Consider the following 20,698-nt stretch of genomic DNA (forward strand, 5'->3'; position numbering starts at 1 on the left):
GAGGAATCGGCGTAGATTCGACGGATGAAGTTGGTCATCGACGCTAATGTCGTCATCTCTGCACTCATCGCTGATTCGAAAACGCGGGAGCTCATCGTCACGCTCGACCCCGAGCTTTTGACACCCGCGTTTGTCCACGACGAAGTAGAGAACTACGAGGACCTAATCGTCGACAAATCCGGGATGAAACCGGTGCGAGTGGCACGGTTCATCGACCTTCTGTTCCAATACATCGACGTTGTCACCGCCAGCGAGTTCTATCCGGCTATCGAGAGCGCAGACGAAGCAATCGGTGATACCGATCCGGACGATACATTGTATCTGGCGTGTGCGATAGCCTGCGATGCGGCAATCTGGAGTGACGACTCCGACTTCTCCCTTCAAAAACGGAATCCAAATCAAGCGCTCTGTTGAAATCCTCCAGAACTGATAGGATCGGTATGCGAAATACAGAGCGTGGATGCAGCAAGTCGATAGGTGTCGATTCGACACTCTGTTTCCGACTGCTTTCGCTCTGAAACAGCACATGAGGTTTTACCGATTTGGAGAGAAAACACTGCATTCATGCCCTCCCGTCGGAGTATCATTGCGTCACTCGGAGCTTTGATTTTGAGCGGATTCGGTGCGTGGTTCTGGCTCACCTCCGAATCCGCATCGGGATATGTCCAAGAAAAATCAATCGAAGCGAGATACCGAGAAGAGAATCAATTGCACAGTGAATCGATTATCACAGTCACTCTCAGCAACCCGCCTGGTTCTGCCCCTCCTCAATTAAGTTGGCTACACGATGACTGGCAAAACCAATTTGACTCCCCAACCAGTCCGGTCGTTTCTGAAGCCCTGGATAAGCAACTCCACCAAGCCTACGAAGATATCCGGTATATCGTTGGTGTTTGTACTCCAGCATGGGGGAACGAACAACAGGAGACAGGCTGTCACAACGCGCCCACCAGTCGAGAGGAATTTAACCGGGTTCAAGTCCACAACCGCGTGAGTGCCTCATATACTGACACCGGACTCTCGATACATCGCGTCAACGGAACGTGGTCATTCGATAACCCGTGACAAGGAGCGTTCTGTAACGACATCCGTTCAGTCGTATACTGGTCAGGATTTTGTGACCGATACGCGCATTTGATTCATCACCCGGTGGATCATTCCATTCAGTAGTTGATAGATAACACAGTGACCGATACAGAAGATGTATTCATCGAAGGGAGATCCCGATAGTAGCATTTCAGCCAATGAAACAGCAGTCAAGTCCTTTTTCGTATGATTAGCGAAACACGATACCGAGCCATGAGCGAACGATCTTGTCCGGATTGTGATGTCCAGATGGAACAGACGAACGTAACCGCTGAGGGCGTCGGTGACCTGTACATCGAAACTGAGAGAGACGGCGGTATCCTCGACCGCCTCGGCGTCGGGTATCAAGCTCCACTTTCTGCATATCTTTGTCCGGAGTGTGGGCTCACTCGACTCTCTGCGGACCTTTCTGAGTAGTCAGGGGAGAAGACGTATGCCTTCCATTGAGTCGTTCCCGACGAAACGCGGCACAGCACGGTTCTCCGAGGATTACGTGTACTTTCAGGAGTCGTTTTCGGGGTACATTAACTCACTCTACCGAAACTACTGGCAGCGCGGAACGTGGTGGTCTAGTGCTGCCTTTGTCGGTCATTTGTTTGCATATCCAATCGGCATCTGGTGGGTAGTCAGCGCGGTTTACGATGGGAACTTTCTCCACATCGCTGCCCTTTGCGGGTTGATCCTCGTACTCTATGTAGTGAATTACGCACGTGGGTTCCGATCGCCAGACCGAATTCGACTTGATACAATCGAGCAGGTCTCTGCAACGGATGGTATAAAAGGGATAACACGTCCTCGACTCGTTATTAGATACACTGACGGGGGAACGACGTATAAACGCCGCGTAAACCTCCCATCACTTTACACGAGTGGTAGAGAGACAGTATACGAACAGGCACGGGAGTCGTTTACCGAGCGGGGCTTCTGAACGGTGCTTTTGATTCGGCGAGGAGGGGACGGCAATGCTGGATACGCGCATTTGATTCAGCAATCGGCGGATCATTCTAGTCTGTTGCTGATAGGTCGCCGAATGACCGATGCAGAGATTACACTCAGTAATCTCGATCCCTACTATGGGGATACCAGAACGTCAGCAGAGAGAAATTTCACGCTTGAGCTGGTGTCAACGAGTATCTCCCTATTTATCGGTATGACCCGCTGGATTAGAATAACGCGACTAGTTTTCGGTTATCCCCTGTACGATAGTGATCAGCCGCCCCCGGTTCCTAACTGCTAATTCAGTTCCAGCAAGCACAGCAAGGACTCCTAGTGTCGCTGGGCCAAAGTAGATGAGCCAGAGGATGAGAAAGAATGTAGGAGTACCTTCGCCGCCAACGAAGAGAAACGCATAGACGGTACCCCACGTCGTTGCAAATAGCCAGACCCCAGCGATACGAAACCGATAAGAGAGATACAGAATTGTGGCACCACCCCACTGCGTGATAAACAGCATTCCGACCCCAATCATGATTGGGAGAACGAATGGGAGATCTGATGGAAACTCAGCCGCGAACCGCCAGAAAAGTATTCGCACACCAGCCCAGAAGGATAGCAATGCCACAGCGTAAATCAATCCACCTATGATAGCAATCCGGCGACGATTATCAGCTGCCCTGCCCTGCAACACAAACGCCGAGACCGCTGTGAGTGCCACCACGGTTGCGATGAAAACAGTTAGCCCGAGACTCCCCAAAGCGAGATGTGGTTGAAGTTGCAGGGGCTGTAATGACGCCCCCAACGGAATCCCATCGATGGAGACGAATGCGATGTCCAGTCCCAGCCGAATAGTGGACATACAAAACGCCTACTCGCAACGACGTATCAATCTGGCTCGTCGTTGCACAGTAAGAGAACCGATCTGTATCGCAAGAAACCGATCAAGAGGTTTGTACAATGCAAACATGACATACGCTATGGGAACGATATCCGCCCCCTGAATCGGATATACTCATAGTGCTTTTATTCAGTCCGTAATCATAGTCAAATTGAGATATATTATCAAGATCAAAACTCTCAGTACTGTATCCTGAACGAGGCGGTTCTAACTAGTTTAGGTCGTTAGTGGTGGGGCTACCGCCGCCTGGTTCAGGAAGGTTCCCACAATGAGAATGATGACCACAATCGACCGTGGAATCGTCACTCGCAGCTTCCGAGTAAAGTAGCCACGGACAGGAGGGGCTGCAAAGGCTGCCAACAGTACATATATGCTTGTCGTGCAGATGAGTCGAACTGGCTGTCCGGAAGCGCTTTCTGTTGCCACCCAAATCGCCAGAAGAATCAAAAAGCCGGCAGCGAACCACGATGCGAGCGGCCCAGTCGTCTCAATCCGTATTAACCGGGCTGTCTTGTGAATATACCTAGCCCGTCGTTGCTGGGTGGTCTCAACCTGCTCGGCAGCATAGGCGAGCGGTCTGTCTCTTTCGCCGAAATCTTTCAGCGCCGACAGCAACACGAAGAATAACACAAACGAGAGTACTGTCCACATCACTTGGTCGGCGGGAGTAATCACATATCTGCTGCCCAAGTCCCCTTCCCCTGGGTCAGGAATGACAACGAACCACAACAGCTCAACAGCAAGAAACAAACATGCAATTGTCCACCGAACGATCGGCTGCTCAAGTTTTCCCACGCTTGGCAGTAAATCGGCTCTGAGCTGAATAAATTCACTGTGTCGAGATGGTTCAGTTCTGGCAGAACAGCACTCCCAAAATCGACCTTTTTTATACTATATCTTCCCAAAACTATGCTGACTCTTTCTCTGGGAGCTTTCAGTATATAAAGAACCGTCCGTTTGTGAACAGGAGAGTTTCACCAATTCATAAAAAATGTGAAATGAGTACATAAACAGACTTTCAGATAAGACTAGATATCGAATGAATCCTTGTTGATATCTTCATACTCTCACGCAGAATATGATATCTGTCCTGTGCGAAAACTACAGTTGCTTGAAATCTGTCTGTTTGTCGTAGTATGGGGAACCCTTCTTATGACGAAGAACATTCAACTCAGTCATACTCCTCAGGACTCGTTTGATTGTTTCCTCACTCGGGATCTCATCATATCCATCTTGATATAATCGGGACTTAATATCTGAGACTGTGAACTCTGTCTTCGATTCATCCACGACACTGCTCCATACTCTATCACGAGGGGTGACAGGACTATTGTTATCATTCGGCTGAACAGGACTACTCATATGTTGTTCTATGGGGACACAGACACATATATGATGTCGTAGCAGCGTGGTAACATTCCCCAAGAATGGATCAATTACAGCAGCACTGTCACAGATGCGCGGGCTCAATCCCACTCGCATTGTGATTAACGCAGACTCTGGTGAATAGTGCTCTTCAGAGAACAGACAGCAGAGAACAGAGATCGATCTTCCCAGGAGAGAATGTCATCAAATGGGAGTAAACGGATTATATCAATTACTCCAATTAATTGTAGACAGACTGCGAGTTAGGATATTGATGAATCTCGACTCCAGTTCAGAGTACTCAACTGTGGAATTGACAGAGCCGAGTTTCGAGTAGTCTCTCAGTGAGAACCCGAAACCAGACACCTGATATTGACGCTTAATTTTGCATTGTGTTGAATGACTCACAACCTCGTCTGAATTGTTGACATGCTTCTGGTAAAATACTCTTCTCACTCCTGCGGACCGACAACGCATCCTGGGATATCCCTCTCCCGCTCCCGAAAATCAGTGATACTGTCGTGTCTCATATCCAGAAACTGAGAATAGAATTCTTCTTATTCTGCAAAGATATTCGAATATGAATCGACGAAAGTTCCTCGCTGCAATTGGGTTGTGCTCTCTCGGTGGATGTTTATCAAGACCTGAGCAGTTCCTGCTCAGAAATTCTGACTTTACTCTTATCAATAGCCGTGACAGCCTGGTGAGAGGTTCTGCTCGAATCACAGAGAAAAATGGAAATACAATTGCTCAGAAAACATTCCTCCTCGAGAGTGGTGAAACAACTACATTGACAGCAATGTTACAAACTGTCGAAGGTTTCTTGATATCCGTTGAGGTAAATCGCCCACAGCAAAAGACATATGAATCGAAAATCACCGAAAAATCTGATATGTATGAAATAGAGATCCGGTCAAATGATATCGCTGTGGTAATTCTCACGTGATACTACTCAAGTGAGCACACAATGTAGAGTGAGCGACACGCTAGTCATCGGGTCATCAGGTTACGTTGTTGTCTCTTGAAATCCTTGTTGATATCTTCATACTCTCACGCAGAGTATGATATCTGTCCTAGGCGAAGACTACAGTTGCTTGAAATCTGTCTGTTTGTCGTAGTATGGGGAACCCTTCTTATGACGAAGAATATTCAACTCAGTCATACTCCTCAGGACTCGTTTAATTGTTTCCTCACTCGGAATCTCATCATATCCATCTTGATATAATCGGGACTTAATATCTGAGACTGTGAACTCTGTCTTCGATTCATCCACGACACTGCTCCATACTCTATCACGAGGAGTGACAGGACTATTGTTATTATCCGGCTGGACAGGACTACTCATATGTTGTTCTATGGGGACACAGACACATATATGATGTCGTAGCAGCGTGATAACATTCCCCAAGAATGGATCAATTACAGCAGCACTGTCACAGATGCGCGGGCTCAATCCCACTCGCATTGTGATTAACGCAGACTCTGGTGAATAGTGCTCTTCAGAGAACAGACAGCAGAGAACAGAGATCGATTTTCTCGGGAGAGAATGTCATCAAATGGGAGTAAGCGGACTATATCAATTACTCCAATTAATTATAGATAGACTGCGAGTTAGGATATTGATGAATCTCGACTCCAGTTCAGAGTACTCAACTGTGGAATTGACAGAGCCGAGTTTCGAGTAGTCTCTCAGTGAGAACCCGAAACCAGACACCTGATATTGACGCTTAATTTTGGACTGTGTCCATTGAATCACAACTTCGTCTTAATGATTCACATATGGCTTATTGAAACACGTTCGCTATCACTGTTGTCAAGAAAACAACTATACTTGAACGATCACAATTAGTCATCGTCTTCTGCAATAGGATCGCCCATCACGCTCGGCGTCCCTGAGTCGCCGTTCTCTGGAAGCACAGCATTTAGAACAAGTGCCGTGACACCGCCCATGATGAGCCCCGAGGTGGCGAGAACTTGTGCCTCTGACGGAAGTTGTGCAAGCGCATCAGAGCGCCACTCGACACCAACGCCTATGACAAGCGAGACTGCGATAATAGTGAGGTTGCGCTGGGTGAGTGTTGCACCCTGCGCAATCATACGAAGCCCGATAGAGATAATCATGCCGAACAGGACGACACCTGCACCACCCAGAACAGGGTTCGGCATTGCGCTCACAACAGCCGCGACCTTTGGGACGAGACCAAGCACAATGAGAAACACGCCTGCAATGCCAACGACAGATCGACTCGCGACGCCTGTGAAACTAATGAGACCGACGTTTTGACTAAACGATGTATTCGGGAATGCATTGAAAACACCTGCGACCGCGCTCATCACACCGTCTGCAACCAATCCACCCTGTGTTTCCTCAGTTCTCGGTTGCCGACCCACCGATTCGGTAGTGCCGGAGATATCACCGATGGTCTCCATTGAAGTGATAATGTACGCGAACCCAATAATTAAGATAGCACTGGGTTCAAATGATAGACCATATGCAAGCGGTCTTGGGAAAGAGAACCATGCCGCGCTTCCGACGGCAGACAAATCAAGCAGACCGAGCGGAATCGCGGCAAGATATCCGATGATAACGGCGACGAGCACTGCCGCCGAGCGCATGAAGCCGTCGAAGAGTTGGTTCACGCCAAGTGCAACAGCAAAGACAAGTGCGGCTAATCCAAGATTTCTGAGACTACCGAATGTGTCCGTCCCAGGCGTGCCAGCAGAGTATTGAAGAGCGATTGGAATGAGTGTGAGTCCAACGAGCATGACGACGATGCCTGTGACGAGCGGTGGAAATAATCTCTCGATATCGTCAAAAACGTAGCCGATAAGCACCTCAATTGGTGCGGCAATAATAACAGCACCAAAGATTGCTGCCAGTCCGAATTCAGTCCCGACGCTAATCAATGGCGAAACAAAGATTGCACTTGTTCCCATGACAATAGGGAGGCGAGCACCGATTGGTCCAATCTGGTAGACTTGGACAAGCGTTGCAACACCAGCCACAAGCAGTGCCATCTGCACGATGTATGTCGTGTCAGAATTACCGAGACCAATGGCACTTGCAATCACAAGCGGCAGTGCAACTGTCGAGAGAAACATCGCAAGTAGATGCTGGACACCCAGCGGGAGCGCCTTCGAAAATTCCGGTGTGTCTTCAATGCCATACTCAACCAGATCTTCGTTTTTAATTGAATCTTGAGCTGTGTTACCGTCTGACATTTATCCACACTCATGTTTACGTTCTGTTAAATATTAGGATGGTGTCGTATAGATGCCCTACATGATGTGGCGATAAGTGAGGCATTTGAGAGGAATCATAAGAAAATATTAAGATATTGAAATAGGAACCAGGAGTTTCTTATTTGTATATGATCAGTACATATATTCCGATTGCCACTTTTCATAAGAAGATGCCAGTGATTGATTCGATTGATGATACAGAAAAGCAGTCAGCCATCGTCTGTTTCAGATCGATCCGAACGAATTAGCCGGTCAACAGAACTGCAAATTAGGTACGGCACCACCTCGTAATGGTGGAATCAAGTGTGATGGAGAGGCTGTGACAGCCCTGTTTGCTTCGCTACGTGTTAGAGAATAGATTTCACAGCCAGAAACACTGCCGCCTGTCTTATTAGCAAACACTTTCTGGAAACGGGTATGGAAACGCAGACCAGTCCATCCGGGCTGGGTTCGAAAGCACAGGAGGTATTTCGGAGCGTTGCCGGTGCCACAGCACTCGCAGCCCTAGGCGTCGTTGCTGGATTTGTATCAGTGCTCGTTATCGATCCACTGTTTGTTATCCTCGAAACCGGATGGGTCCTGTTTGGAGGATTACTGCGGAACTATATTGTTCAACCGGGATTCGGACTCGTCGCGGCCGGGTACGTTTGGTGGTGTGACGACTACAACCCGCTGGACCGGATTCAGGTTCCCTCATCCGAGGGAGTCGCGTGGATTGTCCTTGGAGCGGTCGGGTACGAACTGGCAGTGCGTGTAGTGACACCAATCCTCCCTCTGCTCGGACTGAGCCACGGTGGACATAGTGGTCAAATGACACCGACGTGGCGGGTATTCTTCGACCACCCCGAGATCATCGTTCCAGGACTGGTGATCATGTTCGTGCTCATGGCACCGATGGAAGAACTCCTCTACCGAGGAGTGATTCACAATGCGCTCGAACCGGCACTCGGGTCGCTTGGGCGGGTACTGGTCGGCGGATTTCTGTTTGGCGGGATGCATATTTTCCTTTCAGGTGGACTTGTGTCACTACTGTTCACGAGCATCTTCGGCGTTCTTGCAGCCGCTGGCTACGAGCGGACAGAAAACTTGACTGTGCCGATTATGGCGCACGCAGGCCACTGGCTCATGTTCACTTCGTTCTAATCCATTTTCATGATGGGTGCAACTCTGACCTGTGCTGGCTGAATCAGACAACTCTGGTTCTCAGTTTGCGACGTGCGACATACGCGCTGTCTATTCAGCAGCCACGTTGAGAAATGAGAGATATGTGACTTGCGTTATCGGTGGTGAACCTGCCGGAGCGCGTCAACTGTCGCCTTGCCTGAGATGCGTATGTACTTCTGTGCCGTTGTTAAATCGTTCTAGCTCATCAGTGCTTGGAGCGGAACCGGTGCGACCCCCTGATATGTGTGATAGCTGGCTGCAGTCGCTCGGAGAGCGTGCGGATACACTCGACCGTCGATGTCTGCAGCCTCGACGGCGGCCGTCACTCATCTGTTCACAGCACTGCGTGACCGTGGAAATGCTTCGCACTGGTCGGTGAACCGTTCCAGACACAGTTCCAACAGAGAACAGAGATCGATTTTCTCAGGAGAGAATGTCATCAAATGTGAGTAGACGGACTCTATCAATTACCCCAATTAATTATAGATAGACTGCGAGTGAGGATATTGATGAATCTCGACTCCAGTTCAGAATACTCAACTGTGGAATTGATAGAGTCTCGAGTAGTCTCTCAGTGAGAACCCGAAACCAGACACCTGATATTGACGCTTAATTTTGGATTGTGTATATAAAATCCAAACCTCGTCTGAACGGTTTTATACTTCTATCGTATCTCATGTTAATTGACAATACGGAGTTATTCCCACGTGAGACGGCTTCTCACGGCAGGAATAAGAGTATACAATTATTTAGTTAAATTGAAATGAAGATGTGCGTGTCAAGATCATCTCAACGCCAGTCCCGATACCAATGAGGAGTCGCCGAACGGCACTTATTGGGGTCGGAAGCCTGCTCGCGGGTGTTGGCGGATTGCTTGGAACAACCGCGTTCAGTAGCGTCGAGGCTAACCGGACAGCATCAGTCTAGGTGGCAGGCGACGACAATGCACTGCTGGGAATTGAGCCCGTAGATGGAGTTGATCGACATGTTGAGATCGCCAACGGAACGATCACAATCGATTTTGAGGGAATCAATCAGAACGCAGTCACGGTGTTCGATCGTCTTTTTAAGATCACAAACAACGGAAACGACACTATAACTGTCGGATTTAATGATACCCTTGTCGTTGAGAGGGACACGACATACGAAAAGAATCCAACCGGAACTGGGTGGGCATACACCGGAGACAGCAAGGGATATCTGATTCTTTGGGGACCATATCAAGAGCCTATTCCAGCGGATGACCGGATTGGGATTGACACAGGCACCCTCACCACAACCGGATTCACGGGTTCAGACGGGAGCGGGCTCGTTGATGACGGCTTTAAATATGAGTATGAACTCGAGGAGAACCGGACCGCCGATCCAGGCGAGAGTCTCTTTATTGGCGGGACCGTTGACACACGGACCGATGTACTGAGTAAGCCTGATGATCTTCCCACTGATCTCGACAACACGTTTACTCTCGTCGCTGAACAGTACGAATCAAACTAACGTCGGGACTATTGGAAGAAGCCTCCTGACGCTCTGCTGTGTATATAGAATCCAAAAGTTCATTTCAACGGTTCACATGGTTCACTATGAGCGAAAACGACTGTGTCCATCCGAAGCCACACTGAGTTCAGCTGGAACGTCCGGTTGTTCCGCTTCGGAGACAGAAATCACAGTCCCAACAACTGTGATCAAACTGGCACGACGGTTGCAGTGCTTCCGTGATACACCAACTTAACCGTCTCACCGAGGTTTGAATGATTGAATGCTCCTCGAGTGATCGCTGGCGTTGAACACTTCGCGTTCGGACATCGGTGCCCGAGGTAATACCGGATATTGTCAAAGCGGTCAGTCAGGGAGTCATGCGTGGCATCCGAGATAATCACCGTTTCCTCGGGATTGAAACAATCGTGGTAGTCTATGTGTATTTTGCGGTCGACTGTTCCGTCCGAATTCAGTTCAGCGTGGGCGACATCAACGGTATTGGACACCGCACCGTTCTCACGCTCTTGACCGCTTACGTGCCGAACCGCTACGGTGCCAGTCTTACTCACGAGACGGGCACCAGCATAGACTGCTGTCCCGAGGGTGGCTAGACCTCTGTCTCTTACCCATAAGTTCGTGGAGTCGTAACCGGACGTTTCAGACGCTCTCAGAGGTATTTTGAACTCAAAAAATCGAGGCGAGAAGCGATTCAGATAGTGATACCGGCTGTAGGGGTTACAGAACGCCGGTAATCAACTCCACTACAATTGTTCCAAAGAGGTGCTGAAACTATAGGTACCGGGGATTTCAGTCGTGCTCGCCGATCCCGTTCCGCTAAAATCCTGACTCGAGTTGTGGGTAAGAGACAGGCCCAAAGTCGTGGGTATTCCCCTCGCTGGTTATAAACGCCTCCGCCGAGAACGCGAGTGTATGAGTACCACTGTAAGCCATCGTCTCGGGGTGTATCAGTGGCGTCAGAGCCGCGCTCCGTGTCGCGAAGCAGGAGTACGCCAATGAGTATCACACTGAACCGTGAGTACGACTTCTCCCAGAGCGAGTACCTTGCTCAAGAGATCGAATCCACCCCGCATATCCGCGGCCGTCGGATCACCGTCCGAGACATCGGTGCGCTAGTCCACAAGCGCAAGCTGGCGCCGGCGACCATCGCCGACCGATTCGAGTTGCCCGAGGCTGCCGTTCACGAAGCGCTCGCATTCTACCATCTGAACCCTGAGTACTTTGCCCAGCTCGAACAATCACGCCGACGCCAGCACGAGGACGCGATCACGCCTGATGACGTCGCCCCCGACGAGCCGGTTGATGCTGCCGCCCTCGGCGTTGAGAACCTCTCGGTGACGTTCGACAACGGGGACGATACCCCAGAGCCGGAACCAGACGGAAGCGGGGCCTGAGACGCCTGGAGTAGATGGCGTCGTTCGACATCCTGCTCGATGAAAATATCGAGCCGTTTCACGACGAGCTCCGGAGCCTCGGGCACAACGCCACGCACGTGCTGGACGTTCCCGAGCTGGGGGAAGGTGCGCAAGACGAGCCTGACATCCTCCCGTGGCTTCAAGCGAACGATACTATCCTGTTCACACAAGACGACCACTGGATCGGCGCCGACTCCTCGGACCCACAGAACGCCATCGACCCTGCTCGGACCGCCGGTGGGCTCTGGCTCAAGGACGAGTCGATGACCCCGGGTCAGCAGATCACGGCTATCCGCGTTATCGCGACACTGCTGTCCGCCGCCGACCTCGACGGCGAGTACGTTGAGGTCACACAGCGCTGGCTCGACTACATCGAGTAGAAAAACGAGGGACTCAGACTCCAGCCTGCTCTTAGAAAGTTACCCAACGCTTCCGAACGGAATCCCGAAAGTGGGGTAACTACACCCACTGGATTTAGCTCTCTCAAAGGAGCGGAGAGGTCCGACATCTCTCGTTCCTCATCATGTCCGATACCAGTCCAGTTCCTCGGTCACGTCGAATCCATAATGTTGAGCGTCTGTCCGAAGCCCAATTAGGAACCCCGCTCTGTACGCATACTCAGAGCTGGGGACATTCCCAGTCAGGTCATCACTGGTTAGTTCCCGTTCAGACGGAAGGTACTGGTCTAACCGTTCTTCAATACACTCATGGAATGAATAAAGTGCGGAAATAAAGTTATGCATCGCAGCTTTCACATTTAACAGGTATACTTCTGCCTGCTTAGGGTGATATGAATACGTCGGCTCTGCTACGTTGGTGTGACCATCTGTTTCCTGATTATAGAGGTGAGAAGACTGTTTCAGACTCGGTGAACTCCACTCTCTGTCTGAAACTATTGCCCTCAGAGAAACCGGCTGTCTCCCGTTATATTCATCCACTCAAGAGATACCAATATGCACAGATATATTCAGGCACAAACCACTCCTCTCATCAAGAGTCTTCAGAAATGGAGCGGTGAAGACCGATGAACGGACGCCAGTTGCTCGGATCTCCCCAACTCCAGGTGGCGATGGTCGGTGGCGGATTAACAGTCGGTGGGGTCTGGGGACTCACCACGATGTCCGGCGGCGTTGCGGCGGGTTTCGCGGCGATTGTGCTTTTGCTGACCGTTTGGGTTGGTCTCCTGTTGCTGCCGGTGGGACTGTTGATCACGCCAGCGGGCGGGTATGGGATCGAATTCACTCACCTGCAACGACGACTGCTCGCTGGGACCGTGATTGCTGGGTTCGCGACTCCGTTCGTTGGAGCGCCACTACTGTTCGTGATGGTGACATTGTGACCGGATCAGTGATGTAAATCCGGGAGTTATCATTATTGAGAACAAAAACGTGTCCAGAACGATGATTGTCCAACATATGTGATTCTTTCAGTCAAGATTGTGATTCAGAGACTCCACAGTTGTGAGAAGACTGTTTCACATTCGATGAATCCCATGCTTCTGTTTCTGAAATTATTGCCCTCAGAGAAACCGGCTGTCTCCCGTTATATTCATTCACTCAAGAGATACCAATATGCACCGATATATGCTGGCAGAAAGCGCTCATGCTTATCAAGAGTCTTCAGAGACTGAGTTTGAATCTGATTCAAATCCCGTGAGTATTCACAAACGTATTATCCAGACGAAATCAGCAGTATATCCATGAATCGGCGTGAGCTGCTCCAACTAACCGGGGTATCGTTGGGTTTTATCGCGACTGGTTGTGTAGGAGTTGATCCGCCGCAAGACACAGACTCAGACTCAGACCAATCAGAAAACAGTACTCCCGGGTTAGATGCAAACACGGAGACTACACAGACACCCGACCCAGACCAATCAGAAACTCCTAGTTTCGCAGACATAAATGCGGAGGCTAGACAAACATTAGACCCGGACCATTCAATCCAGATTAAAAACGAACTCTCCGATCCAGTTAATGTGAGAGCAACTGTGACTCGGGAAACGACGGGAGAAACGGTGCACAACCAGACGTATACCCTCCAACCGGACGCAACCGTCATGGCTTATAATACTCGTCAGGCGAATCCTGATAGTATCGAAGAGTTCAACGTGTCAGTTACCGCCAATGGATCAACTGATAGCTTCCTAGTAGAAACGGATCAATGCATGGGAGATGTCATTGCACAAGTCACCGAATCTGAGGGCATCGATATGGTGTACTCAATCTGTTAGAGATTTAAAATCGCTCCCAAGAATTGATTACAGGGTATGTGCGTTTGATTCATCACTCGCCGGATCATTCCATTCAGTAGTTGATAGGTGACCCAGTGACCGATACAGAGTGTACCTACACCAGCCGATTTTGTCCTTCACAGATAGTCGTCCACAAGAGAGCCGCCTAACTAGTGAACATAATACTTAATTAAAACACACCAGAACAACTATTTGTGCTACCTGGTCCCCCCTCCCTTCGAACAGTGGTTAGTGAGATAGCTGTGTTCATAATGGTAGCGTTCAGGCGATTAACCGACGCTACGCGTTCAGCTGTTTGGGCGATGTGGCGTGTCATCCGACGATTCGCTCACAGTTTCCTGTCGCTGTCTGCCACCGTATATGCCAGAGTGGGTGCTATCCTCTCCGGGCCTGTCAAGCAGTTCGTGGTCGGACCGTTGCGGGTAGCCCTTCTGGGACAACGTCGTGATGTTTCGCTCTTCATTGCGCTCCTGTCGCCGGTTCTGACCCTCGGGACAGCCTGGTGGGTCGGCTCCACAATCGGTTATGACACGCTGACCGCGTGGGTTCGCGGAACGTGGTTCGGAACTGATCCGTCACTGGCAATTTTCCTCGCAATCGGTGGTCTGGTTGTAATTGGTGCAATCAGCGCGGCCGTCAATTCAGGGCTGCTCCCGACGAGTGTCTTGGTGGGTGCGCCCGTTTTCGGTGCAGGTGTCACCCGATATGGAACGACCGTCACCTACTCATGGGGAACCCACGTCGTTTCGCTTCCCGAGGCCGTAGGAATAGCGGGTTTCTTTGCAGTCGGATTCGGAATTCCGATTGCTCTGTGTGGCTTCGTTCTGGGGCGTGCCCTCTGCTACGTGATTAGCGTGTACGGCGGTCATTCTGGACCGCCCTCACCGGTAGAAAACGCCTGAGTGGCCTGCCCTCGTTCATATAGCTGTATCGGTTTTTGGGTTCAATATATTCATCATGTAAGATACTGTCTCTTAGATATAAATTCACCGAGTCTCAAGCGGCTATCTCAGATACTCGAACCCAATCTGTAATCAGAAGATCGAGGCAAGGAGATCGGCGGTGGGGGTTACTGACTGCGGATAAACGAGATTAACAAGATCGTTTCATAAGTGTGTTTCATCTGTGGATATCAGGATTTTTATCCGATTCACCAATCTCGACAGCGACTCGATTCATAGATAAAAGACAGGTGTAAACTACCGGGATGTATCAAAATGGGTGACCGAGTCGCGCTGTGCATTCAGCAGTTGGCGGATCGATATATATAGGAATCGACAGATAGCACAGCCATCTACACATTGGCTGGAAACTTCGAATACCGGAATGATTCCTCACTCAACATCTGTTTTGATTTACGGAAGGTGCTCCTGTTTTGCGTAGCAGTTGAATTGTTTCTGTGCGGTTGCAATTTGCTCATCGTCAGAGCTGATCAATCTCACCGTGGATTCACCATTGACTGGAGGAGGTCCCAACGGAACTACGTAGAGTTCACCACTATCCGAGCTAAATATGTGATGGTTTTCAGGTTCGAGACGACTCATATTTCGATTCTCCATGAGAGGAATTGAAGTGATGGCTCTGTTAAAATCCCAAATCGGTGATATATTCCCGGAGACATGGTGAATGCAGAGTAGATCGATAGCAGAAATTAAGCTTCGAGGCGCGTCAGGATATGATATGGTAAAGTCGACTGTCCGATTCCCCCAGGAAGTTCTGGACAAAGTTGAACAAATGGTCGAGGAAGGGACGTGCTCGAACAAATCGGAATTCCAGCGGTTTGCTGTCGAGTACGTACTCTCGAAGGCAACGGATCACGACCCAGATATAGTGGATTTTGACGAAATTTGGACAGATATATTTGCAGAACAGACAGAAGGAAATATTCCGACCGCTGAACCGGCTTCCGCTGGAGATGATACGTTCATCCAGGTTGCGACACGAGTTCGGCAGTTTGGCAGGCGCGAGCAAATTCAGACTGCTGAAGAGTACATCGATACTCACTATCCTGCTTCTGACCCTCGAAGCATACTCCTTGATGATATTCTTGCTCCGTATCGAAATCAACCCCCTGATGAGTAATCCAGTGAATTGAATCTGAACCCAGACCCAGACCCGGCTGCGATATGTCTCCTCTCTGTTCCGAGTGAGTTGATCCACTCGGTTGCTGGAAATCTGTCAGCTGTCCGTGCAAGACATGCGCCCTCTATTCGGCACGCTGTTTCTGTTAGATGTGATGGACTTCGAAAGAGCCGGCAATCCAGCTTTGCTTGACCGTCTCCCGCTCAGACGACACGGACACGACATTGACCGGACACAGTACGCGACTCGATAGGAGATTTACGCTCCCGGTCGATGTCTGAATCGACATCTACGTTTGAGTCGACATCGGCATCATAATCGATATCACCGAAAGACGCGTGTCAGTGTCGGTTTTGCTGTCTGTGCTGCATGCACCTGAACGAACTCGACTGTCCCTTCCGGTATCAGATGAGCCTTAGAGACTGTAGGTACAAGTGTGGGTGTATCTGTCATGCATTTGGGGACGGAGGACCCCAATCGACGATTTCTGACGTCACGATGATATGTGTCGGATACGCATATGGATGGTCTGCTCTGTCAGCAAACAGCATCAGACGTCGGTCTATACCGTTGAATTGTACGCTGGAGACGACAACATCAATATCGCAGGCGACGGCACGGAACGACTCACGCCCGATGGACATCTATGGCTGTAAACGCATGAAGTTAGATAGAATCGAGAAAGGTCATCACATCGGACGGATTGTCGCCTCCATCATTTCGACATTCTGGTATATACTCAGCTTTGCACGTTGAATCGGAAGCGTGACGTACTGAGTAGCAGGAACAGATGATCCCGATTACAGACTTCTCCGAGACTACCATGCGAAGCTGAGTATTCGTAAGTACTACCCATACAGAATATGAGTATACCACTGTCATTGATGGATCCTCTCACTGCGACTATTGTAGTAGTCTCACTGATGCTACTCATTCTGCTGGCTTTCGGATCTCCGATTATATACACCGGGTGGAAACAGCGACAGCAGTATCACCAGTTGTCTGCAATACACACTAGTCTTGACGATGCTATCCCAGGGGAGGCTGTTGCTGTCTAAGGAACTGTGAGTAGCCAGTCACGGACTATTGACTCCCCGTACCGCTCACAGCGTTGTGCTCTCGCGCTATGGGATACAGCGAGATTGAGTCGTGGTCAGGGAACGCAGTGGTTCCTGGAAGCCTCAGGCGTGATGGCAGATGAACTGCTGATTACTCTCGATACTGAACACGTGCCGGTCACAGGTCAACTACGCCAAAGAAGAGTACAGACCACAGCTCAGACGCTGAGCTCGGCTCTTGGAGTTGATGTGAATTCCACGCTTGCGTTTATCGACACCGAACTCTCTCAGTCGGAGTTCGAGAAACAGTTCACACCGACAGAGGACCTCACAGAGACATATCGGGCTCACAACCGCGATATCGGGTTCGACAGACCAACACGAGACTCCTCCAACATGTTGGTGAGGCTGCTCGCAGAGCAACTCACTCCTCACAACACGGTTCGATATAGGGAGTTGACGTTTCAGGGTGGTGATGAGATAACGATCATCGGAGAGAAGACAGACGACGGTATTTCAGTTGTGGAAACCGGGGGCACTCACCCGATTATCTCCTCGGAGTCGCTCTCGAATCGTCTCAGCAGATACCGACGAGAGTACGTCCTCCGATTGTATGGGTACCCGGCGTTCTGTCTCCTATTCTCGGCTCTGATCGCATACCCAATTGGAGGCGTCCCAAATGCCAATAATGTTCAATTCACGCTTTACATCTAACCACAGTATCTCAGCTTTGCACGTTGAACTAGAAGCATGACGTAGGCGGTAGCAAGAACGGATGATGTCGATCATGGACTTTTTACAGTGTGCGCGTGTACAACAGATTCGAATCGCTATGTGTGACAGACAGTGACAATAAGCCCCAAATATCGACAGGTCGTATAAGTAATTCCCGGGTTTCCACCACCGAAGCCCGTTGTTTTGTGGAATTATGTTCGAATTTGAATCTGGACCTAACCCCGATCTTGGAGCTGAGTCTGAATCCAATACTGAAGTCAACACCGAGATCAAGCCACGTCTTCAGCGCGCTCTTGAGGAACCACTTTCGGTCGTGTCGACTGAGGGAACTCCCGTCGAGAGTGACGCGTGGTTCGTCTCAGTTGTTTCACACAGTGGCGAATCATACACTGTCGACGTCCGTGACGGTCGCTGCAACTGTCCTGATGCACGGTATCATCTCGGTGCGGATCAGCGGTGTAAACATCAGATACGTGCCGAAATCGCGCTTGGACGGATGCCGGTGCCACCTTACGCTGCGGAGACCGCTGATATTGACCGACTCCTCGGGGAACATACTGATGCGAATCTGCGATTCCTCGTGAACGACGGAGGATGTTATCGACAGGACATACACCTCCGAACCTGACGAGGTGAAAAGACGCCAGGACTAGTCTCACTCTCGAATCCGAACACGGGGTCTACGTTCCAGCTGTTCGTTTCGACGAGGCAAAGCACCAGGTCGAAACTGCTGAGTCTGTATTATAGAGTCGGCGCTTCCCGTGACAGACGGTTATCAGGGGTCGGGGCGCATCGGGAGTTCGATGGTCGCATTATGTAACTAATCCTTTCTGTATACGACGATATGTTACATAAGGCAATATCAACAATAAATATCGATTTACGCCAACTTAATAAACTCCGCTGGTCTGTTGAACTCCTCTCGTATTTATACCGTTCCGTGTAAATCTGCCATTAGAGAGGACTGCGAACGGTCGATTCAATCCTCCGATCGTATCATCACGTTGCTAGACCCAGTGAAGGATATAAAGAAGGTAGATGCTAGCGCTCGTAACGAGTATACCAACCGCAATCAAAGCCACAGCAGCCAAGCCAGTTGTGTAGAATCCCATTTGAACCGCTTGGAGACCAACAAGAACGGTGAATGCTGCTAGTATCGTCCAAAAGACAGTCGAGAGAACTGACCGCCCCACTCTTGACATTTCCTCTCTCACAGCACGTCGAATTTCAACTTCAGTGAGGTTGTCGGAGTTGCCCATATCGAACATTATGTTGACCATCCATTATATAACTGGCCTGGACAGCATGAGAAGTGTACTATCGGTATCTAACGCTCAGAGTGTCTTGTCGATGGTATCTGTGAGACAACCAACAGCAAGTTCATAGAGCTGTATCCACCGGTAGCGTGAGCGGACGAATACGCCATACTTACGCTTGAGTTGGGAGTTTACTGTCTCTTCCTGACTCCGTTGAAAGCGTGTCAGAGAAAGGTTTCCGCAGGGATTGAATAGTAGTCAAATATAGATATCACACGTGTGCTAATAAGTGACGACTATATGAAATCAATCAGAAGACCAGTGAAACATGCAGAGGTTACATATGGTAAATCGTCAAGATCCGAGTCCTTCGGTAATGCCCTCACGGACCTCGAAGGATTCGGAAGAGGAGCGTAACCGGACGAACCATTGTGTGTCCAAGGTCGGCGATCACAAAGTCACGTTCGTGACACCGATCATAGAGGTATAATGCAACCGGGAGAAATCCAAAACAGATCACGAAACTAGCGAAGACAACGATTTCCGGCAGTTCAATGCCAATAACGGACACTCCAAGTACAAACATAGTCATCACTGCGGTGCCGATCCCGACTGCATACGAGATCCGACCTACTTCGAATATCAGATATTTTTTAGAGAGACCGAAGTACGTCTCGTCCATTTGGTTCGGGTCTGTCCCGTTGCTCATTACTTATCAGATGTGACTGTGGTGTAATATACGTCACCGACGGTCTCACACTGTGAAACCTGACCTGTCTCTCTGTACCCCGTGCTACGGTTGCGCTGTCCATCTTGCATACCGGCACAATCCAGTATTGGGATTCTCTTCGTATGGAGTGACGAGTATGGACAGCGTCGAATCCATCCGAATCGCTGCCTGCTGACTGGGTCATCTGGACTGTGACTGCACTGGCACTCATCGCAACTGGAAATATCGTTGATATACTCCTCAACAATGGAACGCTTGCGCTAGTTAGCTATGTGGGTATATGAATTAATTATTCACCGTCGAGTGTTCAAATTCCGAGCACGGTATTAATGACCATTTTTTGATTCCCGTTCAGGAAAATGTTCTCTCGATTATCCTTGTTGTAGACTGGAGCATGATCGATCGAACATAGCCTGCCATCTGATATAATGATTGAATCAATCGGAGAATGATCATCTTCATCCTTGCGACGGTGGGAGATAACTCTATTCTCAGTCGTCGGTCAGTTTGAATCATAAGTAACATATTTTAATTGATATTTAATCACATTCATATCAGACGTGTATGTATGAGTGAGAATATCGGGGTCGAAGTATCAAATCGTCATCACAGTGAAGAAGAGAGTGAGGATGACACTGAAGCACAAGATGATGAACACGGGGCAATAAAATCCCAGCAGTTCAGCTTTGAAAAGAATGAGACAGTCGCTGATCTTATTATGAAGGCATTAATCGATGATGGGACGGTCACACCCGATGAGTTGCCAATCTCGTCTGCTCAAAAGGCGTTACGGATATACGCTTATCAACATTCCAACGTCACATTTGATTCGAGGGAATCGACACTCCGCCGGAGATGATTCGCTAATCGAGTCTGGAATCTAAACTGCCGCATCGTTCGACTAATTTAATTCCTTCAATGCGAATATTGGACAATATCATAAATTAATGATATCTGATTGGAAAGGTTATAGGCTCAAATAATA

The 20,698-nt window shown here is 49.5% G+C and carries 30 protein-coding genes and 1 pseudogene; 18 read left to right on the forward strand and 13 right to left on the reverse strand.

The features are described 5' to 3' along the window. The first annotated feature begins 24 nt into the window (after positions 1 to 24). The 4 genes from HQRW_RS05800 to HQRW_RS05815 all read left to right on the forward strand — a co-directional run bounded on the left by HQRW_RS05800 (position 25) and on the right by HQRW_RS05815 (position 2,014). The gene (locus HQRW_RS05800) at positions 25 to 414 is read left to right on the forward strand and encodes a PIN domain-containing protein (protein WP_014555855.1); all 390 of its coding nucleotides are present in this window, start codon (positions 25 to 27) and stop codon (positions 412 to 414) included. Between the two features lie 150 nt (positions 415 to 564). Next, entirely contained in the window at positions 565 to 1,065 is a 501-nt protein-coding gene (locus HQRW_RS05805) for a hypothetical protein (RefSeq protein ID WP_231852445.1), read from the forward strand. A gap of 234 nt (positions 1,066 to 1,299) precedes the next feature. Beyond that, positions 1,300 to 1,503: a hypothetical protein gene (locus HQRW_RS05810; protein ID WP_014555857.1), complete on the forward strand. Its 204-nt coding sequence runs from the start codon at positions 1,300 to 1,302 to the stop codon at positions 1,501 to 1,503. 16 nt (positions 1,504 to 1,519) lie between these two features. Further along, positions 1,520 to 2,014: a hypothetical protein gene (locus HQRW_RS05815; protein WP_014555858.1), complete on the forward strand. Its 495-nt coding sequence runs from the start codon at positions 1,520 to 1,522 to the stop codon at positions 2,012 to 2,014. A gap of 249 nt (positions 2,015 to 2,263) precedes the next feature. Here the strand turns inward: HQRW_RS05815 and HQRW_RS05820 are convergent, their stop codons facing one another. The 3 genes from HQRW_RS05820 to HQRW_RS05830 all read right to left on the reverse strand — a co-directional run bounded on the left by HQRW_RS05820 (position 2,264) and on the right by HQRW_RS05830 (position 4,282). Then, the gene (locus HQRW_RS05820) at positions 2,264 to 2,881 is read right to left on the reverse strand and encodes a hypothetical protein (protein WP_014555859.1); all 618 of its coding nucleotides are present in this window, start codon (positions 2,879 to 2,881) and stop codon (positions 2,264 to 2,266) included. 255 nt (positions 2,882 to 3,136) lie between these two features. Next, positions 3,137 to 3,715, reverse strand: a complete 579-nt coding sequence (locus tag HQRW_RS05825) for a hypothetical protein (RefSeq protein WP_014555860.1) — start codon at positions 3,713 to 3,715, stop codon at positions 3,137 to 3,139. A 306-nt stretch (positions 3,716 to 4,021) separates the two neighbouring features. Next, a complete protein-coding gene (locus HQRW_RS05830) occupies positions 4,022 to 4,282 on the reverse strand; it encodes a hypothetical protein (RefSeq protein ID WP_049891718.1) in 261 nt (86 codons plus the stop codon). Between the two features lie 583 nt (positions 4,283 to 4,865). On the opposite strand from HQRW_RS05830, the gene HQRW_RS05835 reads away from it, so the two are divergent. Continuing rightward, positions 4,866 to 5,231, forward strand: coding sequence for a hypothetical protein (locus HQRW_RS05835; protein WP_014555862.1), 366 nt, complete (start codon positions 4,866 to 4,868; stop codon positions 5,229 to 5,231). A 138-nt stretch (positions 5,232 to 5,369) separates the two neighbouring features. Here HQRW_RS05835 and HQRW_RS05840 read toward each other — a convergent pair whose 3' ends face one another. Beyond that, positions 5,370 to 5,630 carry a hypothetical protein gene (locus tag HQRW_RS05840; protein ID WP_149031523.1) on the reverse strand — a complete coding sequence of 87 codons (261 nt, stop codon included), beginning with the start codon at positions 5,628 to 5,630 and terminating at the stop codon, positions 5,370 to 5,372. Between the two features lie 500 nt (positions 5,631 to 6,130). Next, a complete protein-coding gene (locus HQRW_RS05845; RefSeq protein ID WP_014555864.1) occupies positions 6,131 to 7,507 on the reverse strand; it encodes a uracil-xanthine permease family protein in 1,377 nt (458 codons plus the stop codon). Positions 7,508 to 7,945: 438 nt separating this feature from the next. On the opposite strand from HQRW_RS05845, the gene HQRW_RS05850 reads away from it, so the two are divergent. After that, positions 7,946 to 8,671, forward strand: coding sequence for a CPBP family intramembrane glutamic endopeptidase (locus tag HQRW_RS05850; protein WP_011571363.1), 726 nt, complete (start codon positions 7,946 to 7,948; stop codon positions 8,669 to 8,671). Positions 8,672 to 8,889: 218 nt separating this feature from the next. Here HQRW_RS05850 and HQRW_RS16385 read toward each other — a convergent pair whose 3' ends face one another. After that, on the reverse strand, positions 8,890 to 9,018 hold the full coding sequence (locus HQRW_RS16385) for an integrase (RefSeq protein ID WP_011571364.1): 129 nt from the start codon (positions 9,016 to 9,018) through the stop codon (positions 8,890 to 8,892). 445 nt (positions 9,019 to 9,463) lie between these two features. Between HQRW_RS16385 and HQRW_RS15795 the strand changes: the two genes are divergently transcribed. Both HQRW_RS15795 and HQRW_RS05855 read left to right on the forward strand, forming a co-directional pair. Further along, positions 9,464 to 9,619, forward strand: a complete 156-nt coding sequence (locus HQRW_RS15795; protein WP_158307734.1) for a hypothetical protein — start codon at positions 9,464 to 9,466, stop codon at positions 9,617 to 9,619. Continuing rightward, positions 9,620 to 10,186, forward strand: coding sequence for a hypothetical protein (locus HQRW_RS05855; protein ID WP_049891720.1), 567 nt, complete (start codon positions 9,620 to 9,622; stop codon positions 10,184 to 10,186). It abuts the gene before it with no gap. Between the two features lie 188 nt (positions 10,187 to 10,374). On the opposite strand, the gene HQRW_RS05860 is transcribed toward HQRW_RS05855, so the two are convergent. After that, the gene (locus tag HQRW_RS05860) at positions 10,375 to 10,737 is read right to left on the reverse strand and encodes a hypothetical protein (RefSeq protein WP_049891722.1); all 363 of its coding nucleotides are present in this window, start codon (positions 10,735 to 10,737) and stop codon (positions 10,375 to 10,377) included. A gap of 444 nt (positions 10,738 to 11,181) precedes the next feature. On the opposite strand from HQRW_RS05860, the gene HQRW_RS05865 reads away from it, so the two are divergent. Continuing rightward, positions 11,182 to 11,580, forward strand: coding sequence for a DUF433 domain-containing protein (locus HQRW_RS05865; protein ID WP_014555866.1), 399 nt, complete (start codon positions 11,182 to 11,184; stop codon positions 11,578 to 11,580). Between the two features lie 14 nt (positions 11,581 to 11,594). Beyond that, positions 11,595 to 11,981, forward strand: coding sequence for a DUF5615 family PIN-like protein (locus HQRW_RS05870; RefSeq protein WP_014555867.1), 387 nt, complete (start codon positions 11,595 to 11,597; stop codon positions 11,979 to 11,981). 141 nt (positions 11,982 to 12,122) lie between these two features. Here HQRW_RS05870 and HQRW_RS16390 read toward each other — a convergent pair whose 3' ends face one another. Next, complete coding sequence (locus HQRW_RS16390) at positions 12,123 to 12,344, reverse strand: hypothetical protein (protein WP_231852446.1); 222 nt, start codon at positions 12,342 to 12,344, stop codon at positions 12,123 to 12,125. A 281-nt stretch (positions 12,345 to 12,625) separates the two neighbouring features. Here HQRW_RS16390 and HQRW_RS05880 point away from each other — a divergent pair, with 281 nt between their 5' ends. The 4 genes from HQRW_RS05880 (at position 12,626) to HQRW_RS05900 (ending at position 15,934) form a co-directional block, all read left to right on the forward strand. After that, entirely contained in the window at positions 12,626 to 12,940 is a 315-nt protein-coding gene (locus HQRW_RS05880; RefSeq protein WP_014555869.1) for a hypothetical protein, read from the forward strand. Between the two features lie 360 nt (positions 12,941 to 13,300). Continuing rightward, complete coding sequence (locus HQRW_RS05885; RefSeq protein WP_014555870.1) at positions 13,301 to 13,831, forward strand: hypothetical protein; 531 nt, start codon at positions 13,301 to 13,303, stop codon at positions 13,829 to 13,831. A 272-nt stretch (positions 13,832 to 14,103) separates the two neighbouring features. Beyond that, complete coding sequence (locus HQRW_RS05890; protein ID WP_231852447.1) at positions 14,104 to 14,754, forward strand: hypothetical protein; 651 nt, start codon at positions 14,104 to 14,106, stop codon at positions 14,752 to 14,754. Positions 14,755 to 15,532: 778 nt separating this feature from the next. Continuing rightward, a complete protein-coding gene (locus HQRW_RS05900) occupies positions 15,533 to 15,934 on the forward strand; it encodes a ribbon-helix-helix domain-containing protein (protein WP_014555872.1) in 402 nt (133 codons plus the stop codon). 324 nt (positions 15,935 to 16,258) lie between these two features. Here the strand turns inward: HQRW_RS05900 and HQRW_RS16690 are convergent, their stop codons facing one another. Beyond that, positions 16,259 to 16,387 carry a hypothetical protein gene (locus tag HQRW_RS16690; RefSeq protein WP_269448575.1) on the reverse strand — a complete coding sequence of 43 codons (129 nt, stop codon included), beginning with the start codon at positions 16,385 to 16,387 and terminating at the stop codon, positions 16,259 to 16,261. Further along, on the reverse strand, positions 16,384 to 16,578 hold the full coding sequence (locus tag HQRW_RS05905; RefSeq protein ID WP_049891724.1) for a hypothetical protein: 195 nt from the start codon (positions 16,576 to 16,578) through the stop codon (positions 16,384 to 16,386). Before HQRW_RS05905 ends, HQRW_RS16690 begins: the two co-directional genes overlap by 4 nt. Positions 16,579 to 16,797: 219 nt before the next feature. Between HQRW_RS05905 and HQRW_RS16395 the strand changes: the two genes are divergently transcribed. From HQRW_RS16395 to HQRW_RS05915, 3 genes are all read left to right on the forward strand, one after another. Continuing rightward, complete coding sequence (locus tag HQRW_RS16395) at positions 16,798 to 16,992, forward strand: hypothetical protein (RefSeq protein WP_231852448.1); 195 nt, start codon at positions 16,798 to 16,800, stop codon at positions 16,990 to 16,992. Positions 16,993 to 17,076: 84 nt separating this feature from the next. After that, positions 17,077 to 17,706 (forward strand): hypothetical protein, encoded by a 630-nt coding sequence (locus HQRW_RS14895; RefSeq protein WP_231852450.1) that lies wholly within the window; start codon positions 17,077 to 17,079, stop codon positions 17,704 to 17,706. A gap of 214 nt (positions 17,707 to 17,920) precedes the next feature. Then, entirely contained in the window at positions 17,921 to 18,355 is a 435-nt protein-coding gene (locus HQRW_RS05915) for a hypothetical protein (RefSeq protein ID WP_014555874.1), read from the forward strand. Between the two features lie 379 nt (positions 18,356 to 18,734). Here HQRW_RS05915 and HQRW_RS05920 read toward each other — a convergent pair whose 3' ends face one another. The 3 genes and pseudogenes from HQRW_RS05920 to HQRW_RS05925 form a co-directional block, all read right to left on the reverse strand. Then, a complete protein-coding gene (locus HQRW_RS05920) occupies positions 18,735 to 18,986 on the reverse strand; it encodes a hypothetical protein (RefSeq protein ID WP_014555875.1) in 252 nt (83 codons plus the stop codon). 75 nt (positions 18,987 to 19,061) lie between these two features. Further along, positions 19,062 to 19,199 (reverse strand): annotated as a pseudogene (locus tag HQRW_RS15455) (IS5/IS1182 family transposase); the annotation flags it as partial. Positions 19,200 to 19,365: 166 nt separating this feature from the next. Continuing rightward, positions 19,366 to 19,692 (reverse strand): P-loop NTPase family protein, encoded by a 327-nt coding sequence (locus tag HQRW_RS05925; protein ID WP_014555876.1) that lies wholly within the window; start codon positions 19,690 to 19,692, stop codon positions 19,366 to 19,368. 589 nt (positions 19,693 to 20,281) lie between these two features. On the opposite strand from HQRW_RS05925, the gene HQRW_RS05930 reads away from it, so the two are divergent. Next, positions 20,282 to 20,572, forward strand: a complete 291-nt coding sequence (locus HQRW_RS05930; RefSeq protein ID WP_014555877.1) for a hypothetical protein — start codon at positions 20,282 to 20,284, stop codon at positions 20,570 to 20,572. Positions 20,573 to 20,698: the final 126 nt, after the last annotated feature.

Source organism: Haloquadratum walsbyi C23 (assembly GCF_000237865.1).
GTDB lineage: Archaea > Halobacteriota > Halobacteria > Halobacteriales > Haloferacaceae > Haloquadratum > Haloquadratum walsbyi.

What these genes read in the sequence shown, in the direction of transcription:
- HQRW_RS05800 (WP_014555855.1), top strand. Translation starts at nt 25, where the DNA reads ATGAAGTTGGTCATCGACGCTAATGTCGTCATCTCTGCACTCATCGCT.
- HQRW_RS05805 (WP_231852445.1), top strand. Translation starts at nt 565, where the DNA reads ATGCCCTCCCGTCGGAGTATCATTGCGTCACTCGGAGCTTTGATTTTG.
- HQRW_RS05810 (WP_014555857.1), top strand. Translation starts at nt 1,300, where the DNA reads ATGAGCGAACGATCTTGTCCGGATTGTGATGTCCAGATGGAACAGACG.
- HQRW_RS05815 (WP_014555858.1), top strand. Translation starts at nt 1,520, where the DNA reads ATGCCTTCCATTGAGTCGTTCCCGACGAAACGCGGCACAGCACGGTTC.
- HQRW_RS05820 (WP_014555859.1), bottom strand. Translation starts at nt 2,881, where the DNA reads ATGTCCACTATTCGGCTGGGACTGGACATCGCATTCGTCTCCATCGAT.
- HQRW_RS05830 (WP_049891718.1), bottom strand. Translation starts at nt 4,282, where the DNA reads ATGAGTAGTCCTGTTCAGCCGAATGATAACAATAGTCCTGTCACCCCT.
- HQRW_RS05835 (WP_014555862.1), top strand. Translation starts at nt 4,866, where the DNA reads ATGAATCGACGAAAGTTCCTCGCTGCAATTGGGTTGTGCTCTCTCGGT.
- HQRW_RS05840 (WP_149031523.1), bottom strand. Translation starts at nt 5,630, where the DNA reads ATGAGTAGTCCTGTCCAGCCGGATAATAACAATAGTCCTGTCACTCCT.
- HQRW_RS05845 (WP_014555864.1), bottom strand. Translation starts at nt 7,507, where the DNA reads ATGTCAGACGGTAACACAGCTCAAGATTCAATTAAAAACGAAGATCTG.
- HQRW_RS05850 (WP_011571363.1), top strand. Translation starts at nt 7,946, where the DNA reads ATGGAAACGCAGACCAGTCCATCCGGGCTGGGTTCGAAAGCACAGGAG.
- HQRW_RS05865 (WP_014555866.1), top strand. Translation starts at nt 11,182, where the DNA reads ATGAGTATCACACTGAACCGTGAGTACGACTTCTCCCAGAGCGAGTAC.
- HQRW_RS05870 (WP_014555867.1), top strand. Translation starts at nt 11,595, where the DNA reads ATGGCGTCGTTCGACATCCTGCTCGATGAAAATATCGAGCCGTTTCAC.
- HQRW_RS16390 (WP_231852446.1), bottom strand. Translation starts at nt 12,344, where the DNA reads ATGCATAACTTTATTTCCGCACTTTATTCATTCCATGAGTGTATTGAA.
- HQRW_RS05880 (WP_014555869.1), top strand. Translation starts at nt 12,626, where the DNA reads ATGAACGGACGCCAGTTGCTCGGATCTCCCCAACTCCAGGTGGCGATG.
- HQRW_RS05885 (WP_014555870.1), top strand. Translation starts at nt 13,301, where the DNA reads ATGAATCGGCGTGAGCTGCTCCAACTAACCGGGGTATCGTTGGGTTTT.
- HQRW_RS05890 (WP_231852447.1), top strand. Translation starts at nt 14,104, where the DNA reads ATGGTAGCGTTCAGGCGATTAACCGACGCTACGCGTTCAGCTGTTTGG.
- HQRW_RS05900 (WP_014555872.1), top strand. Translation starts at nt 15,533, where the DNA reads ATGGTAAAGTCGACTGTCCGATTCCCCCAGGAAGTTCTGGACAAAGTT.
- HQRW_RS16690 (WP_269448575.1), bottom strand. Translation starts at nt 16,387, where the DNA reads ATGACAGATACACCCACACTTGTACCTACAGTCTCTAAGGCTCATCTG.
- HQRW_RS05905 (WP_049891724.1), bottom strand. Translation starts at nt 16,578, where the DNA reads ATGTCCATCGGGCGTGAGTCGTTCCGTGCCGTCGCCTGCGATATTGAT.
- HQRW_RS16395 (WP_231852448.1), top strand. Translation starts at nt 16,798, where the DNA reads ATGAGTATACCACTGTCATTGATGGATCCTCTCACTGCGACTATTGTA.
- HQRW_RS05915 (WP_014555874.1), top strand. Translation starts at nt 17,921, where the DNA reads ATGTTCGAATTTGAATCTGGACCTAACCCCGATCTTGGAGCTGAGTCT.
- HQRW_RS05920 (WP_014555875.1), bottom strand. Translation starts at nt 18,986, where the DNA reads ATGGGCAACTCCGACAACCTCACTGAAGTTGAAATTCGACGTGCTGTG.
- HQRW_RS05925 (WP_014555876.1), bottom strand. Translation starts at nt 19,692, where the DNA reads ATGAGCAACGGGACAGACCCGAACCAAATGGACGAGACGTACTTCGGT.
- HQRW_RS05930 (WP_014555877.1), top strand. Translation starts at nt 20,282, where the DNA reads ATGAGTGAGAATATCGGGGTCGAAGTATCAAATCGTCATCACAGTGAA.